Consider the following 14,736-nt stretch of genomic DNA (forward strand, 5'->3'; position numbering starts at 1 on the left):
ACCTGTCGCGCGTCCGACGTTCCCCACGACTGTCATATTGCCTGCGTTATGGACCTCACGGATTGGTTACACTGGTGCCAGAAACTGAAAGGACGATCATGTCTCAACCAGCACCCGGATGGTACCCCGACCCCGCAGGAAGCCAGCGCCTTCGCTGGTGGAGTGGCGGCGAGTGGACCGAACAATTCCACGATATGCCGCAGCTGGGAGCGCCTGTCGCGCAGCAAATGCCCGCAGACCAGACGGCGGGGCAGTACATGCCCGTCCAGTCGCAGGCCCCGACCGTTTCCTCCGCCCCCTACAATCCTTCGGGCGTCGCCCCGCAGCTGGGCACCGCTGGAATGGGCCCGCAGGCGGGAGACGCCGCTCCGAAGACCGGTCGCGGATGGGTCATCGGCGCTATTGTCTCCGTCCTCCTCATGGTCGTTTTCTTCGGCACGATGGTGTACGCGGGCATACAGCTGCGCGCTCAGAACGTCGAGTGGCGCGACGTGCAGGACCAGCGCAACTCCACAAAGATCAGCCTCGACCACAAGCAGGATGAACTCGACAAGGTGAAGAAAGAACTCGAGGAGGCACAGAAGTGAGCTACGGAGTCCAGCCCCCGGCGAAGAAGCCCTCCAGCCTTCCTAGGATCCTGACGATCATCTGCTCGGTTCTTGCCGTCATCTTCCTCCTTGTCAGCGCCACCATGTACGTCAGCGCTCGCTCGAAGGCGCAGGAGATTGAGGATATGCGGGCCGAGATCCAGTCCGCGGACGCTAAGACCGTGGAAATCGACAGCGAGATCACGTCCACTAACGAGCAGATCGCCGCGGCCAAGGCGAAGAAGGATGGTCAGGAGTGGTGCGATGACGTCACCCGCGAGAATGCCGAGCTCGACAAGCTCCGCTCGCAAGGTAACGCTCTCAAGTCGATGAAGCAGCCCACGCGCGAAGCTGTCCAAAAACTGTGCCCCGAAAAGAAGTCCTTCGCTGAAGCTTTCGCAAAAGACGCCAAAAAAGGAATGATCGGTCCCGAGAGCATGCAGTGCCTGATCGACGGCAATACCATGACGTTTAACGCGACCATCAAGATTGATGCACCCTCGGTCCTCGCGCTTGGCGACATGGATGTTACCGTTGAGGCTTTTGCCGCTGATCACCCAATCACTGATTCCGACACATCGATCGGCTCGACAGTCGTGTCTGTGTCCTCGAGCGGAACAGGGCCCCTGTCCGTGACCCTACCGGGCTCCGGCAATGAGACCGACTGCGCCCTCAAGCCGGTACGCATCTGGCCCACCGGTCTGTGAGCGCCGTATTCACAGCTGTCTCCTGACACGAGAGAAGGAATCACGATGAGTGAGCCTGCGGAAGGCTGGTACGCCGACCCCAGCGGCACAAACCAGCTGCGCTGGTGGGACGGCCACGCGTGGACAGACTACGTCGAGCCGTACGAGGCACCGGCGCCCTCTCCTGAGGACGTTGAGGTCGCAGTTCCGGCGGTGGACGAGGCCTTCCCGGCTTCGTCCCCCGAGGAGCGGGCCGTCACTTCCGCCGGTACACCCATCCCCATGCCCGAGGCCTCCCTCCCGCAGGAGGTCACCCCGGCCTCGTCGGTAGCGGAGGCACCGGTCGCACCGATTCCGATGCCCGGCTCCCCCGTCGATGAAAAAGACAGCAACGAGACGGATGCACCCGAGAAGAGCGGAACGCTCAAGTGGGTTCTCGCATGCGCAGCATCGTGGGTGCTCGTCGCGGTGTTCATTACCGTGCTCGTCATCGTCTGGTCGCACCTGGGGGCCAGCGGCCGCATCCAGGAGAACGCAAAGAGCCGCGCCGAGACCGCCCAGAGTGAGCTCGACACGGCCCGCTCCACGCTCGAGTCCATCAACCAGCAGCTCCAGGAGGCCACCAAGTGAGCGCTCCCGCACCCCTGCGTGCCGCGACCGTCGCGGGGGCCATCCTCGCCACGGCGTTCATCGTCCTCTCCGCCATTGTCGGGGGCATCAACGCGTGGCGCACACATTCTGCATCCACGTACGAGGCACAGGCTGAGCAGGCCCAGTCCGACAAGGCCGCGGTCGATCAGCAGATCACGGAGGCAAAGGCCGCGCTGGATGCCGCCACCGTGCGCAAGGATGCTGAGAGCTGGTGTGACTCGATCACGCGCGAATCCGCCGCGTCGATCCGAGACTCGCTCAAGACCTACGATTCGGCGACCCAGGCCACCAAGGACGCGATCCACGAACAGTGCGCGGCCAAGGAGACTCTCGCACAGGTCTACCGCACCAACAAGGACGCTGATTTCACCATCGCGGTGGGCGAATGCACAACCGACCAGGTGACAACCACGGTCAATGGCACGCTCACGCTCAAGGACTCTTCCCTGATCGCGTCGCTGGGCACACTCGATGTGGAGATCAACGGGTTTACCGCGGACAAGGGGAAGAACCCCAGCCCCGGCTCACCGTACCAGGGCACGACGACGATCACTCTGACGCCCGGCTCGCCCGCCACTTTCACGCTGTCGGTTCCCTACGATCCCGCGATGACCGATAAAACCGAGTGCGGCGCGACGATGACCAGCTGGTGGCCCTCCAACCTGTGATGCACGGTGAATCCCGTCACCGCACCAAATCCAATTTTTTCGACTCCCATAGAATTGGGGGGACACAGTGAAAGGAGTTTCCCCGTGAGCACCCCACCCCCCAGCCTGCCTCAAGAACCGACCGGCATCCCCGTTCCCCCCGCCGGTCAGGTGCCGACTGCGCCGAGCCCCGCGGTCGCGGCCCCCACGCCGACGTTCACCCCGCTGACTGCCCCGCGCCCGCGCGCGACTGGCGGGCAGATCGCGATTGCCATCATCACGTCGGTCCTCGTCGTCCTCTTCGCCATTACGACCCTCATGGCCGCTGGCATCTACTCCATGAAGAGCAAGGACCTCACCGAGACCCAGGAAGAGCTCAGCACCGTCCAGCAGGAGCTTCAGGAAGCGCAGGAGGCCGCCAAGTGAGTGACAACAACATCCCCACGCCCGCGGCAACCACCCCGGCTCCCGTGACAGTCGCAACCAAGGCCCCTAAGAGCAAGGGACTGTCGATCTACAACCGCGTCGCGCTCGTCCTCCTCCTCGTCCTTGTCATCGCGACGACTACCCTGTTCACCTTCGCCGTCCAGAAGACGAAGGCACAGAAGGATATGCAGGATGAGATCCAGACGCTCACTGAGCAGAAGGATGCCCTCGCTGCCCCGGCCTGGTGCGCGCAGGTGACCCCGGACAACACCGACAAGGTCGACGAGCTGTACTCCAAGTACGACAGGATGTCCTCGGCCGCTCAGGAAGCGGTGAAGAAGGAATGCAAGGATCGGGTTGACGCCGTCCAGTTGCTGAAGTTCAACGACGCGGAAAACGCGTTCACGATTGATTCTACCTGCGAGCTGGACGACGCTCAGACGACTCTGCACTGCTCCGTGGACGTCTCCCCCGCCAGCGACACGATGAAGACCAAGCTTGAAGCTTTCCAGACGACCGACCTGACGCTGAAGATCTGGTTTGACGAGTCGCAGTTTGTTCTCGGCACCCCGAATCACGTCGTCGACGACGTCGCGACTGCGACGATGACGAAGGGCGAGAAGGTGAGCGTCGAATTCACGCTTCCCTTCGACACGAGCTGGGGCTCCCACTACAAGGTCGAGGTCGCGAAGTACTTCCCGAACATGTGAGCCAGGCACTCTCATCGAACGCACAGGTCCCGTCGCCCCATTCCGGGCGGCGGGACCACGCGTATTCACCAGAGGCAGGCGCGCGGTCCACATCGCGACGTACGCCTACCTCGGACTCGCTCGGGTGCTTAGTAGTGCTCGTGTGAGTCGTATCCGCGCAGCCGATCCAGCTCTCGCCGTTCCTTCTTGGTGGGGCGCCCGCTCCCCTTCTCGCGCATGGCGACGGGAATGTGCACGCGCGGGCGCTCAGGCGTGCGATCGTCGTAGGCTATGCGCGCCTGCGGGTAGGAAACGCGCTTGTTCAGCAGCAGATTGACCCCCAGGATGCGGTCGAAGCCCTCAATGCGCAGGCGCACCTCGTCGCCGACGCGCACCTTGTAGGCGGCCTTGACGGGCTCGCCGTTGACGCGCACATGCCCGGCGCGCACGGCGGCCGTCGCCTGCGATCGGGACTTCAGTTGGCGGGTCGCCCACAGCCACGTATCGACGCGCACGGCCGACGAGGCGAGGGCACCCGCGGGGATAACGACTTCTTCGGGGATCTCACTCATCGCAACCGCCTAGTTGATGCGGCGGATGCGCTTCTGGTGGCGGGGCGTCAAGACAATTGCAACGAGGGCGCACAGGATCGGCATGCCGATCAGCATGCCCAGCAGGGCTCCCCAAGGAACGATGGGGCGCAGCGTCGTCGTCAGCGTCGGGAATATCCCCGAATTCGCGAAGGTGATGACGGCCAGCACGCCCACAACGAGGCCGGAGAGCACAGCCGTCGGAATCGCGTTGAGCGCAAGCACCACACCCTGCCACGTGGTGACGTGGCGGCGCATCGAGGGAACAGCACCGATCGCATCGAGGGTGTCGAGGTCCGGGCGCATATCCGAGGAAGACAGTGCCACCACGAGGGCAACCGTTGCCGCAGCCGCGACGACAGCAATCAGGGCGGCAACGTACGGCAGAACCAGCGACCGCATCGTCGGGGCGATCACCTGGGCGGAGGCACCGGGGACCTGGCGTGCAATCGTCGTCTGGAAGGTAGGCGCGTCCACCGGATTCACCGGCTTCTCGACGGTGAGGAGCTCACCGAGCGGCACGGCGCGCAGGCCGAGGGCCTCGGAGGCCTGCGGGGATAGGACCATGACGTTGATACGCGTGAGGGGCGAGGCCGGGAAGGTCATCGTCCTTTGCACGAGAGCGTCCGGCAGGTCATCATCGGAGGCGCCGGCGGCCTTGGCGGCAGCAATCGCCGACATGTCGAGGCTGCGTAGGTCGGCCTGGCCGGCGCCGTTAATCAGCTTCGGGTCGGGCACGAGGACGCCCCCGGCGTTCAGGGTTGCGATCGCTCGGACCATGTCGTCCTCGTTCAGGTAGCCGGCCTCGCGCAGGTAGGTGCCGTCATCGACGATGTAGGCGACATCGATCTCCGCCATCGTTCCCATGTCGTTGCGCATCGTGAGCGTCGACTTGTCGATGGGGTTCACGGCCTCGACCATGGTCTCCGGGCCGCCCGGGCCGCTGTTCCACGCCATGCCGTTCATGATGGCGCTCGAGGTGACCGTGCGCTCCGCATCGACGACCTGCTGGGCCGACTGAAGCAGGTGACGGGTGCGCGTCACCGAGTCAGTCTTATCGACCGTCGAGAGGAAGACCTGCCCACGCTGTCCGGCATGCGGGCGCGAGTTCCAGCCGGCCTCGTTCGACGAGGACAGGGTGATGAGCAGGCCGCAGGCGACGAACACGGTCGTCAGGATCGAGGCCATGGCGGGGAACGTGCGGTGGCCGTTACGCACGGCGTCGCGAAGCGCCAGGCGCATGCTCATCGACGCGCGACGATTGGGCACTCGCCAGCGGGTGAAGATGTAGGGGATCGACCCGATGAGGCCGGCCTCGAGCAGACCGACACCAACGACGAGGGCGAGCACCCACCCGCGCCAGGCGGCGATACCCAGCAGCGGGAGTCCGGCCAGCAGCGCCAGGGGGTAGATCATGCGACGACGCACGAGGCGGGAGGGCTCCCACACGCGCCCGCCGATGACCGCGGACGTGTTGATGTGCGACGAGGTGTGCGCCGGCGACACGGACGCCATGAGGGACAGCAGGATCGGCAGGAGCACCGACAGGGCCAGCGGCCACCACGGCACGATGCCGATGCCGAGGCCCGACCAGATACCGATACCCACCATGCCGCACGCGGACAGCGCGACGGAGACAAGCCCCGAATACAGGCCGATGACGAGGCCATGGGCGATCGTCAGGCGACGACCGTCGGACTGGTCGCCGCCGTTGGCGACGATCATGGCTGCCGTGCGCATGACCGATCGCTGTGCGACGGTGTAGAGCGGCGAGATGAGCAGGATCATCTCGGTGAGGATGAGGAGGATGCTTGCGACCAGCAGAAGGTACTGCCAGGGATTAGTAGCCCGATTGTTTTGGTCGACCTCGTACTGAGCGAACTGGGCAGGCAGAGCCGAAGCGTCCGGCGGATCGGCGAGTACCTGTCGCGACACGACAGAGAATCCCGACTGGTTGATCTGGCGGACATTATCCCAGGTCACCGGAGTCGCGCCGGTGACAAACCACGCCGTCTGCGTGCGTCCTGCCACCGCAAGACGGTCAATCTCGAGCGTGCCCTCACCGATGATCGCCCGATTCGTACCGGGAATGATCTCGTCAATGACGATGCTTCCCGTGAGGTCCTGAGTGGTGCGATCCTTGGCGACAGTCAGCGACAGCGTGAGCGTATCGCCCACCTCGGCCTTGAGTGCCCGCGCGACGTCATCCGAAATGACGGCGTGGTTCGCAGCGAGCGCACCGCTCTTTCCACTCGCATTCACGCGTGGGGCATCCAGCGTTGCCGTCTGGGTACCTGAGTCAACCGTGTACCCTGTTCCGTCCTGCGTCGTGAGGTGGAGCTGGTAGAGGGTGTCGACGGCGATCAGTTGGTCCCCAGCCGGTACCCAGTTGGTGAGGGTGCTCTGAGTGACCGTCACTTCCTCATCAGAGGCCGTCTTCGACAGGAAGTCAGCGGTGATGTCTTGCTCGATGGCTGTCGACGAGCGGCGCAAAGTGACCGCCTGAACGTCGGAACGGTGGCCGAGCCACGACGCTGCCTGGTAGCGCTGAGAGGTCGTCACGTCCCAGAACGTGATCGAGCCGATCGCGATAATGATCGGCAGCGAGATGAGAAAAACCGCCGTCAGCGTGCGCCCCAGGCTTTGGCGCGCATCACGAGAGGCGATGCGGAGTACTACTCCCCATCGCCTCATTCGTGTGTTGAGTCGACTCATCAGATCCTTGGTGCAGTGTCAGCCAGCAGATCCCTCAGTGAGTCTCCGCGCGAGCGGTCGACGATGCGACCGTCGCGGAGGAAGACTGTGCGATCCGCCCATGCGGCCATTCGGGCCTCATGAGTAACGAGGATACCGGCTGCACCCGCATCAATATGGTCACGCAACACCAACATGATCTGGTCACTGGTGCGCGAGTCCAGCGCACCCGTCGGCTCATCCGCAAGAATGACCGAGCGGCTACCCACGAGGCCTCGGGCGATGGCGATGCGCTGACGCTGACCACCCGAAAGACGCTCGGGGAAGCGATCCGCAAGCTCGGCGACGCCGACCTCTTCGAGGGCAGCCATGGCGGCCTCGCGCACCTTCGACGGGCTGACGCCGTCCAGCTGCAGCGGCATCTCAACGTTTTCGAGGGCCGACAGGGACGGGATCAGGTTGTAGTCCTGGAAGACGTAACCGATGGAACGGCGACGCACCTCAGCACGGTGAGCCGCATCCATCGTTGCCATATCGACGCCGTTGATGAAGACACTTCCGCGCGTCGGACGCTCCAGTCCGCCAGCGATCGACAGCAGGGTCGACTTGCCGGATCCAGAAGGGCCCATAACAGCGAGAAGCTCGCCGGGGGCGACCTCAAGGTCGATCCCGTCGAGCGCTCTCACTCGGACGCCGTCGGCGCCGAATTCATGTCCGACACCCGCCATCCTGATCGGTAGCGGCACAGGCTGGCTCATCGCACCCCGGCATGCTCCGAAATGCCAGCTTCTACCTGAGCCCAGTTCATCGAGCGGCCCTTCGCGGCAGCGAAGGCAGCGCGACGAGCGGCCTCGGAAACAGCACCGGACTCGATGTGATCGAGCCAGTTGAGCTCGGCCTCAAGGTCGAAGATGTGACGCTCCAGGATGAGCTTCCACGCGAGCTCGCCCTCATCGGCCGACGCCTTCAGGCGGGTGACATCACGCAGGGAGCCCAGGGTCGAGCGACGCTGGGTCTGGATCATGGCCTCGACGTCGACCGTGGGGTCGGCGGCGGCCACGGCGAGCTTCATGACGAGCTCATCGCGTTCAGGGTGTTCGCGAGGAACGGGGGTGGACCACCAGGCGTTGAGGACATCGCGACCAGCATCGGTCAGCTCAAAGACCTCGGAATCACGGCCGGCGTTGGTCTCGGCGTGAGACACAACCTGGCCGTCGCGCTCAAGGCGCTGCATCGTCTGGTAGACCTGGCCGATATTCAGCGGCCATGCTCCGCACGTCTGCTCCTCGAACATCTGCTTCAGGCGGTAGACCCCGGCGGGCTGCTGCGCAACAAGCGCCAGCAGGGCATTGCGAACCGACATAACTCTCCGTTCGTTGTCTGGACGTGTAGACGATCGTGGTTGAACAGTATCTATCGTACGCGAATTTTGCACTGAGAGCGGGGAACTGACGGAGGGTTACCTAACATAAAGCCTACCGCCTGATTAAACAGGAGTCCCCGAATTTTCGCGGCATATCACAGATATTGACCGTTATACGAATTTAATTATCAACCACATTGCAGACGCCATTCAAGGGTTTTTCAGCGACATTTCAGCGCTTCTCTACTCACACGGTCAGACCCCTCACAAGAGAGGACCGCGAGCGTCCACAACCAGGAAAACGCCACACACAGGCCGACTGACCGCCAGGACAGAAATAATTTGTCACCCGACGTTCTCAGACTGTGAGATCTGCGGTTCAGGAGTTGGACTACTCGGAGAGAACATCCTCGATATCTTCCCAGAGCACCCCCGGCGATGAAGGCGCAGTAACCGCCCAGAACTCACCATCTGCGCTCGCCAGCAGGGGCATTTCGTCGGGGTGCAGGTCAGTGAATTCAACACCGGCCCGTACCTCGCAGACCTCCTCGCTGGTGGCGAGCAATCGCCAGCTCTCGCCTTCCAGGCTCGGATACTCCGCCGCATCGACGACCCAGGAGGTCAGCACCTTCATTGCCTGCGAGAACGCCTGAAGGAGAGCGGCGAGGTGCGGGACGGAAGTATCACCAACGACGAGGCCTTGGCCGCGCAGCAGCTCAACGAACGGATGCTCGGGATCAGCCAGGAGTCCGTCGGCATATGAGCGCAGCACCTCGCACTCCAGCCCGCTCATATCGAAGACGACGGCGACCGCAGCGCGTGCGGGAGGCTACACTGGGAACGACTAGGAGGATTCACCGATGAACACCCCGCTTCCCGCCGAGAACGCCCCGGCCTCGTCCCCGATTCCAACCTTTATGCTCCCGACGGGATCACCCATCCCCGTGCTCGGTTTCGGCACCTACAAGGTCGCGCCCGAGGACACGTACGACGCGGTGAGCCGCGCCCTCGAGGTCGGGTACCGTCATATCGACACCGCTCAGATGTACGGCAACGAGGCCGAAGTCGGGGCGGCGCTCGAGGCATCGGGCATCGCGCGCGAGGACCTGTTCATCACGACGAAGGTCGACAACTCGAACCACGAGCCCGATCGGGCAGCCGCATCCATCCGGCGCTCCCTCGAGGACCTGCGCACCGACTACGTGGACCTCCTCCTCGTGCACTGGCCGCTGCCCACACTCTACGGAGGCGACGTCGCCCTGCCCTGGCCCGCCCTCGAGGACGCCTTCAACGCAGGCGGCGCACGCGCGATCGGCCTGTCGAACTACGAGCGCGAGCACGTCGAGGCAGTCCGCGAGGTCGCGACGGTCGCCCCGCACGTCCTCCAAGTTGAATCCCACCCCTTCTTCCCCAACGCCGACCTGCGCGCCTACGCACAGGGGCTCGGCATGGTGTTCGAGGCATGGTCCCCCTTGGCGCGCGGACGCGCGGTCACCGACCCGACGCTCGTCGAGATCGGCGCTGAGCTCGGCGTGGGACCAACGCAGGTCACGCTGCGTTGGGCGCTGGATCGCGGCCACGTCGTCTTCCCCAAGACCCTGAGTCGTGAGCGCATGGCCGCCAACTTCGACGTGTTCTCCTTCTCGCTGGATCCCGAACAGACCGCACGCATCGACGCTCTCGACGCGGGCGAGTCCGGTCGCATGGGGTCACATCCGGCCACCATGGACCGACTCTGAGGACGGGTACGATACAAGTATGGCTTCCAAGCTCACGCGCGCCGACCGCGCCATCGTTCGACTGGCCGACGGTACCGTTAAACAGCAGAACCTCCTCACGGGCACAGAGGTGTGGACCGTTCCGGGCCGCGGCAACCGGCCCCTCACCGCACCGCACACGGATCACAACCCCATCGACCACGAGGCCGACGGACACCACTGCGCGTTCTGTTCCGGCCGATACCTCGAAACCCCGCCCGAAAAGTCGCGCCTGGTGCGCCACGAGGACGGGTCCTGGGAGCAGCTGGACGCCCTCGGCGCGGATCAGCTCGGCGACACGGTCGCAGAATTCCGACGCATTCCTAACCTGTTCGAGATCGTCTCCTACAACTACTGGCATCTCAACCACGGGCACGTCCCCTCCGAGGACGACCGTCGCCGCATGGCCCACTACCTGGCCTCGGACGCGGGCTACGAGCACGTCATGAACGTCGTCCGCTCGCGCATGTTGGCCTCGGGCATGAGCGAAGGCGAGTTCGCGGCCACCAGCGAGACCGCGCGCCTACAATCCGCCAACGGCTTTTTCTCCGGCGGGCACGACCTGATCATCGGCAGGCGCCACTTCGTCGACGGCGCCACCGAGGCCCACCAGCTGGCCGGGTCCGGCACCCTCACCCCCGACGAACATGAGCAGTACACCGCCTACACAGCCCGCTCGATGCGCGACCTGTACGACCTGGATCCCGCGGTCCGCTACGTAGCGACATTCCAGAACTGGCTGCGCCCCGCGGGCGCGTCCTTCGACCACCTGCACAAGCAGCTCGTCGCGATCGACGACATGTCCGTACAGACCGAGGCCGAGCTGGAGCGCCTGCGCGCCCAGCCCGACATCTACGACCAGATCTTCACGGTCGCAGCCACGCGCAAGCTCCTCATCGCCCAGAACGAGCACGCCGTCGCCTTGGCTGGCTTCGGGCATCGCTTCCCCGGCATCGCAATCTGGCCCCTGGACGAGCCGAAAAACCCGTGGGAGGTCAGCCCCGAGGCCATGCGGGGGATCTCCGATATCCTGCACGCCGCACACGCCGCGACGGGCGTGGAGGTGCCCGCCAACGAGGAGTGGTACCACCGCCCACCCACCGTGTCCACGCCCATGCGCTGGCGAATCCTGCTCAAGTGGCGCATCTCGACACTCGCGGGTTTCGAGGGTGGCACGCGCATCTACCTCAACACGATCGACCCGTGGAAGGTCGTCGAGCGCACCGTACCGCGCCTCCTCAAGCTGCGTGAAGCCGGCCTCATCGCCCCCATGCGCATCGGAGAGGAATGCAAAGTCAGCCCCGCAATGCTGCGAGGCTGACTCCAAAGGAATGCGTCCGGCGGGGATTACTCCTCATCGTCGCTCGAATCCTCATATCCCGTGTCGGCCGCGGGGTTATCCGCGGGAGCCGGCTCCGGTTCGACGTCTTGCGTGCCCGGATCCGTCACGGGATCGGGAGTACTCGGCGCGGCCGGCGCCGGGGAGGCCAGCGCCGAGGTCCACGTGGCCAGCCATGCGCTCATCGCGTCGAGGGAACCGACGGTCTCGTCGGCGACGATCGGGTCGCCGGTGATGCCCATCAGCCAGCCGGCCTTCGTGTCGGCGGCGAGCACACCATCGATCGGGTAGACGGCACCCGTCGTGGCCAGGGAGCGCTGCGCGGTTTCACCCTGCAGCCACGCGATCAGGGATTCTGCGCCGTCCGACGCGGGCGAGGACGTGGGGGCCGCGTACATGATGCGAGCGATACACGTCGAGGAGATCGCAGTGCCGTAGGAATCGGCGCCCGTATTCGTCGCTGCAGCGGCCGCCAGCGAACGCGGGGCCACGATCAGCGGATACGCGCCGGAAGAACCCGCGGAGGCACCCACGACCTCGGACAGGTAGCCCTCGGACACGTGCGCGCCGGCCGTCCACGCGGCGATGGCACCACCCAGGGAGGAATCCACACGCGGGTTGAGGGACTGCGCGAAAGAACCCAGTCCCTCGCCTGTCTGCGCGGCTGCCTCCTGCACGAAGGCGCGGCCCACCGACGACGAGGCCGGGTCCGGGACCGTCAGCAGCGCGCGGATACGCGGCGAGGTCAGATCGCCGAACGAAGTCGGCAGCGGGCGGCCGTTCGCACTCATCCACGACTTGTCGGCGATGACACACACGTCGTCGCGGCCGTAGGCGATCGCCGCAGCGGCACCGTCCACGACCGTGCCGGCAAGCGTCGCAGTATCCTGAGGCGCCGAAGCGGCGATCGTGCCCGCCGCAGTCGCCTGCAGGGCGTCCGCTCCATCCAGGCCGAGCACCACGTCCACGCCCGCCTTCGACAGCGCATCCACACCATCCACCGGCACCGCCGCAACCGTGAAGCCCGTCGCCTTCGTGAACTCCTGCGCGGTCTCCATCGGCAGCTGCGCGCCACCCACCAGGGCGACGGTCAGCGTGCCCGAGCCACTACGAGGAGTCGGAGCGTCGATCGTCCCATGCCCCGCCGTGCTCGACGAGGCGCGCGCGCTCTGGCCAGGAACGATCGGCGACGCAAACGGATCCCGAGGCGCACTCGAGGACACGGACGGCGTACAAGCCGCCACCGTCGTCGCCGCAACAAGGAGGGCAGACAACGCAAAAACAGAGCGGGCGCGAGCCATAAGGAATCCTTCAGCCGGGAACACTACCGTCCAAGCATAAGACAGGGTACCTGTGGGCCTCGCGCAAGAGCGCCGCGTGGGGCATCATGGAAGCGTGCGCACGCGCACAGGGACAACCACCCGCACACCAGGAGGCAACCATGGATTCAGCCACCATCGAAAAGCTCGCCACTACCGCCGTCATCGCCGGAGCGGCCTTCGCCGCCTCCAAGGTCTTCGAAGCCGGCTGGAAGGTCGCCACCGGACGCCCCATTCCCGCCGAAGACTCCGACGACGTCACCATCGCTTCGCTGGTCCTCTTCGCGGCCACCTCTGCCGCCATCGCGGCCGTCGCTCAGCGCTACGCGTACAAGGGCTCGCAGAAGTGGCTTGCCCCTAAGCTCGAGGCGCGCTTCGGCGTGCCCCAGCTTGAGGCCTGAGCCCCGCAGACCGACGCCCCTCCCCTGCGTTCACACGACCGGCAGGAGGGGCCCCAGGTCCGTACGCTCGCCCGACGCGCTGACGCGGGAGGCAGCCACGGCCTCGTCCCACGAGAGAAGGCCGCACGCGAGCGACAGCCACGTGCGCGCGTCGGTCTCCACGACGGCGGGCGGCGTACCGCGCCGGTGCGTCGTCCCCGGCAGGATCTGCACCGCGCCGGCGGGAGGCACGCGCACCTCGACCGCTCGGCCAGGATGCGAGATACCAAGCTCTTCGAGGGTGAAGCGCACCGCCGTCAATACGACCGCACGCGCAGGCTCCTCGCCGCGCTCCACAGCATCGCGCCACGAACGCAGCGCCACCATCCCCTCACCGGGGTCAATCCGTCGTTTCGCCATACCCCGATTCTACGCGGCGCTGTCACCCCGTCCCCGGGCGTGCATTCCGACCGCCTTGTCAGGCACAATGGATACATCACTTCCGACGAGAGGCCACCCGTGACCGACATAGCTTCCCTGATTACGCTACGTTCGATCCTCGACATCGAGATCGCACGCAGCTACCAGTGGGACGCGGCCACCATCATCAACGTCTCCGGCGTTGACCGCGCCGGCGACCTTACGACCCGGATCGTCGAATATCCCGGAGCCCTCGCAGACATCGCCGCCGAAGGCTTCTCCCCCCACTCCGCCGCAGGACACGCGCTCTCCCACGAACTCCACGACGCCATCCAACGCCGCGTCCGCCTGTGGATCGCTGAAATTCCCACCGAACAGCTTGCCCGCCTGCGCGAAGCCCTCGGCGACGACGTCATCCACGAGGCCGGCCAGCCACGCGACGGCTACACCCCCATCGCCCTGTCTCCCCTCGAGCTGCTGGAGCACTGGGCGGCCGGCACCGACGAGCAACGCGAATTCATGCGCGTCGCCATGGCCGGACTCGACACGCTCACGACCTCGTCACACGCCACCCACGCCTCGCGCGCCGTCGGGGCATCCATCATTGAGCGCTCCGCGTTCCTCCGGCTGTGCCGCAACCCGAAATTCATCGCCTACGTCGTCGTCCTCGTGTATTCGGTGGCGCGAGCCCTGCCCGTCATATACGTCCCCCACTTCCACGGCGACTGGCGCATCCTGTGGGCCATCGACATGATCACCGCCATCCCCTACACGTGGGGCCTCATCGAAATGGTCGCCGGGCAGAAGCTCTGGCACCGCGTCGTCGGCGCGATCACCGCCGCCATCACCTTCATCGCGCCCTACGTGTACTTCCTCATGTACGGGCGCCACGCTCCCCCCGGCGTGTGGACTGCCATCGCGCTGATCTTCTTCGGAGGTATCTTCCTCGAAGTCTTCCGCTACCAGCGCGACCGCGCCGTCAAGAAGGGCCTCACAGAGCAGCTGTAGGCACGCCGATGCGGCTGCGTCCAGCTGGCGCTCCGGGTGCCGGAGGCCTCGGCCGCCCGCGAGACTTGGCAGCCTCACTACGTTCGGCGCCGCGTGTCGAAGCCCGCCCCGGCCTCGTTCCTCTGAGACCCGCCCTATCCTCTCGTGGCATCAGTGCGCACCCGTTCATCGACCTTGCAT

General features: G+C 65.3%; 17 protein-coding genes. 10 read left to right on the top strand and 7 right to left on the bottom strand.

Annotation, left to right across the window (positions count from 1 at the left end):
* Nucleotides 1–98: 98 nt before the first annotated feature.
* The 6 genes from ACTODO_RS02070 to ACTODO_RS02095 all read left to right on the top strand — a co-directional run bounded on the left by ACTODO_RS02070 (nt 99) and on the right by ACTODO_RS02095 (nt 3,707).
* The gene (locus ACTODO_RS02070; RefSeq protein WP_081445756.1) at nt 99–587 is read left to right on the top strand and encodes a DUF2510 domain-containing protein; all 489 of its coding nucleotides are present in this window, start codon (nt 99–101) and stop codon (nt 585–587) included.
* The gene (locus ACTODO_RS02075; protein ID WP_003790834.1) at nt 584–1,294 is read left to right on the top strand and encodes a hypothetical protein; all 711 of its coding nucleotides are present in this window, start codon (nt 584–586) and stop codon (nt 1,292–1,294) included. The genes ACTODO_RS02070 and ACTODO_RS02075 overlap by 4 nt, the downstream gene beginning before the upstream one ends.
* A gap of 45 nt (nt 1,295–1,339) precedes the next feature.
* A complete protein-coding gene (locus tag ACTODO_RS02080; RefSeq protein WP_003790836.1) occupies nt 1,340–1,903 on the top strand; it encodes a DUF2510 domain-containing protein in 564 nt (187 codons plus the stop codon).
* Entirely contained in the window at nt 1,900–2,592 is a 693-nt protein-coding gene (locus tag ACTODO_RS02085; protein WP_003790838.1) for a hypothetical protein, read from the top strand. Before ACTODO_RS02080 ends, ACTODO_RS02085 begins: the two co-directional genes overlap by 4 nt.
* An 84-nt stretch (nt 2,593–2,676) precedes the next feature.
* Complete coding sequence (locus ACTODO_RS02090; RefSeq protein WP_244262497.1) at nt 2,677–2,997, top strand: small transmembrane and glycosylated protein; 321 nt, start codon at nt 2,677–2,679, stop codon at nt 2,995–2,997.
* Nucleotides 2,994–3,707: a hypothetical protein gene (locus tag ACTODO_RS02095; RefSeq protein ID WP_003790841.1), complete on the top strand. Its 714-nt coding sequence runs from the start codon at nt 2,994–2,996 to the stop codon at nt 3,705–3,707. Before ACTODO_RS02090 ends, ACTODO_RS02095 begins: the two co-directional genes overlap by 4 nt.
* A gap of 128 nt (nt 3,708–3,835) precedes the next feature.
* On the opposite strand, the gene ACTODO_RS02100 is transcribed toward ACTODO_RS02095, so the two are convergent.
* The 5 genes from ACTODO_RS02100 to ACTODO_RS02120 all read right to left on the bottom strand — a co-directional run bounded on the left by ACTODO_RS02100 (nt 3,836) and on the right by ACTODO_RS02120 (nt 9,105).
* Nucleotides 3,836–4,258, bottom strand: coding sequence for an RNA-binding S4 domain-containing protein (locus ACTODO_RS02100; RefSeq protein ID WP_003790844.1), 423 nt, complete (start codon nt 4,256–4,258; stop codon nt 3,836–3,838).
* 9 nt (nt 4,259–4,267) lie between these two features.
* Entirely contained in the window at nt 4,268–6,970 is a 2,703-nt protein-coding gene (locus ACTODO_RS02105; RefSeq protein ID WP_003790845.1) for an ABC transporter permease family protein, read from the bottom strand.
* 20 nt (nt 6,971–6,990) lie between these two features.
* Nucleotides 6,991–7,728 (bottom strand): ABC transporter ATP-binding protein, encoded by a 738-nt coding sequence (locus ACTODO_RS02110; RefSeq protein WP_003790847.1) that lies wholly within the window; start codon nt 7,726–7,728, stop codon nt 6,991–6,993.
* Nucleotides 7,725–8,333: a PadR family transcriptional regulator gene (locus ACTODO_RS02115; protein WP_003790849.1), complete on the bottom strand. Its 609-nt coding sequence runs from the start codon at nt 8,331–8,333 to the stop codon at nt 7,725–7,727. The genes ACTODO_RS02110 and ACTODO_RS02115 overlap by 4 nt, the downstream gene beginning before the upstream one ends.
* A 391-nt stretch (nt 8,334–8,724) precedes the next feature.
* Nucleotides 8,725–9,105, bottom strand: coding sequence for a hypothetical protein (locus ACTODO_RS02120; protein WP_050749175.1), 381 nt, complete (start codon nt 9,103–9,105; stop codon nt 8,725–8,727).
* A gap of 88 nt (nt 9,106–9,193) precedes the next feature.
* Between ACTODO_RS02120 and ACTODO_RS02125 the strand changes: the two genes are divergently transcribed.
* Both ACTODO_RS02125 and ACTODO_RS02130 read left to right on the top strand, forming a co-directional pair.
* Entirely contained in the window at nt 9,194–10,072 is an 879-nt protein-coding gene (locus tag ACTODO_RS02125; protein WP_003790853.1) for an aldo/keto reductase, read from the top strand.
* A gap of 19 nt (nt 10,073–10,091) precedes the next feature.
* Nucleotides 10,092–11,411: a DUF4921 family protein gene (locus ACTODO_RS02130; protein WP_003790854.1), complete on the top strand. Its 1,320-nt coding sequence runs from the start codon at nt 10,092–10,094 to the stop codon at nt 11,409–11,411.
* A 26-nt stretch (nt 11,412–11,437) separates the two neighbouring features.
* Here ACTODO_RS02130 and ACTODO_RS02135 read toward each other — a convergent pair whose 3' ends face one another.
* Nucleotides 11,438–12,730: a type 2 periplasmic-binding domain-containing protein gene (locus tag ACTODO_RS02135; protein ID WP_003790856.1), complete on the bottom strand. Its 1,293-nt coding sequence runs from the start codon at nt 12,728–12,730 to the stop codon at nt 11,438–11,440.
* Nucleotides 12,731–12,870: 140 nt separating this feature from the next.
* On the opposite strand from ACTODO_RS02135, the gene ACTODO_RS02140 reads away from it, so the two are divergent.
* Nucleotides 12,871–13,149, top strand: a complete 279-nt coding sequence (locus tag ACTODO_RS02140) for a DUF4235 domain-containing protein (protein WP_003790859.1) — start codon at nt 12,871–12,873, stop codon at nt 13,147–13,149.
* A gap of 30 nt (nt 13,150–13,179) precedes the next feature.
* Here the strand turns inward: ACTODO_RS02140 and ACTODO_RS02145 are convergent, their stop codons facing one another.
* Nucleotides 13,180–13,548 carry a sterol carrier family protein gene (locus ACTODO_RS02145; RefSeq protein WP_003790860.1) on the bottom strand — a complete coding sequence of 123 codons (369 nt, stop codon included), beginning with the start codon at nt 13,546–13,548 and terminating at the stop codon, nt 13,180–13,182.
* 99 nt (nt 13,549–13,647) lie between these two features.
* Here ACTODO_RS02145 and ACTODO_RS02150 point away from each other — a divergent pair, with 99 nt between their 5' ends.
* Nucleotides 13,648–14,556, top strand: coding sequence for a hypothetical protein (locus tag ACTODO_RS02150; protein ID WP_003790862.1), 909 nt, complete (start codon nt 13,648–13,650; stop codon nt 14,554–14,556).
* Nucleotides 14,557–14,736: the final 180 nt, after the last annotated feature.

Source organism: Schaalia dentiphila ATCC 17982 (genome assembly GCF_000154225.1).
GTDB classification, from domain to species: Bacteria; Actinomycetota; Actinomycetes; order Actinomycetales; family Actinomycetaceae; genus Pauljensenia; species Pauljensenia dentiphila.

What these genes read in the sequence shown, in the direction of transcription:
- ACTODO_RS02070 (WP_081445756.1), top strand. Translation starts at nt 99, where the DNA reads ATGTCTCAACCAGCACCCGGATGGTACCCCGACCCCGCAGGAAGCCAG.
- ACTODO_RS02080 (WP_003790836.1), top strand. Translation starts at nt 1,340, where the DNA reads ATGAGTGAGCCTGCGGAAGGCTGGTACGCCGACCCCAGCGGCACAAAC.
- ACTODO_RS02100 (WP_003790844.1), bottom strand. Translation starts at nt 4,258, where the DNA reads ATGAGTGAGATCCCCGAAGAAGTCGTTATCCCCGCGGGTGCCCTCGCC.
- ACTODO_RS02105 (WP_003790845.1), bottom strand. Translation starts at nt 6,970, where the DNA reads ATGAGGCGATGGGGAGTAGTACTCCGCATCGCCTCTCGTGATGCGCGC.
- ACTODO_RS02110 (WP_003790847.1), bottom strand. Translation starts at nt 7,728, where the DNA reads ATGAGCCAGCCTGTGCCGCTACCGATCAGGATGGCGGGTGTCGGACAT.
- ACTODO_RS02115 (WP_003790849.1), bottom strand. Translation starts at nt 8,333, where the DNA reads ATGTCGGTTCGCAATGCCCTGCTGGCGCTTGTTGCGCAGCAGCCCGCC.
- ACTODO_RS02125 (WP_003790853.1), top strand. Translation starts at nt 9,194, where the DNA reads ATGAACACCCCGCTTCCCGCCGAGAACGCCCCGGCCTCGTCCCCGATT.
- ACTODO_RS02130 (WP_003790854.1), top strand. Translation starts at nt 10,092, where the DNA reads ATGGCTTCCAAGCTCACGCGCGCCGACCGCGCCATCGTTCGACTGGCC.
- ACTODO_RS02135 (WP_003790856.1), bottom strand. Translation starts at nt 12,730, where the DNA reads ATGGCTCGCGCCCGCTCTGTTTTTGCGTTGTCTGCCCTCCTTGTTGCG.
- ACTODO_RS02140 (WP_003790859.1), top strand. Translation starts at nt 12,871, where the DNA reads ATGGATTCAGCCACCATCGAAAAGCTCGCCACTACCGCCGTCATCGCC.
- ACTODO_RS02145 (WP_003790860.1), bottom strand. Translation starts at nt 13,548, where the DNA reads ATGGCGAAACGACGGATTGACCCCGGTGAGGGGATGGTGGCGCTGCGT.